The organism is Roseomonas acroporae (genome assembly GCF_023223525.1).
Taxonomy (GTDB): Bacteria; Pseudomonadota; Alphaproteobacteria; order Acetobacterales; family Acetobacteraceae; genus Roseomonas_E; species Roseomonas_E acroporae.
Genome location: NZ_JALPRX010000254.1, coordinates 1 through 503, shown reverse-complemented (window position 1 = coordinate 503; position 503 = coordinate 1). Strand labels below are relative to the sequence as shown.

The 503-nt window shown below is 79.1% G+C and carries 1 protein-coding gene; it reads left to right on the top strand.

Going from position 1 to position 503, the window contains the following annotated elements:
- The coding region (locus M0638_RS28370) for a hypothetical protein (RefSeq protein ID WP_248670312.1) at positions 1-292 on the top strand (292 nt) is incomplete at its 5' end.
- Positions 293-503: the final 211 nt, after the last annotated feature.

The following is a 503-nucleotide window of genomic DNA, read 5'->3' as shown; positions in this document are numbered from 1 at the left end:
CGAGGCCCTGCGCGTGGCGAACCGCACGTCCGGTGGTGCCGAGGCCCGCCGCGCCGCCCAGGCCGCCGCCTTCCGCGCGCTGAACGCCGCCCGCGCCGCGCTACGCCGGGCCGAGGTGGCGCTGCACGGGCCGCAGCCCCGGCCGGTGCTGGCCCGCCGCCCGAGGCAGGCGCCCGCACGCCGCGTGCCGACGGTGCCGGCCGGCCTCGGTGAATCCACCGCCTGCTTGCTGAGCCAGCAGCTCGCCGGTGGTGCCCAACCCATTGCCCAGCCGGCGCCTGCCGCCGTCTGAGCCGTCCGCGCCGGGGCGGCTCCCCGGCATCAGGCGGCGCAGGCGGGTGTGTCCAGCACCCACCCGCGCCTGACCACAGGCAAGGGATGATCCCCCTATGCTCGCGGCTTCCATCGAGCCTACCGCAATCGCGGCCCCGCCGCTGCCCGCGCCGCGGCGCACCTCCCGCCGGGGCGTGCTCGCCACCACCGCCGCCTCGCTGCTGCTGGTC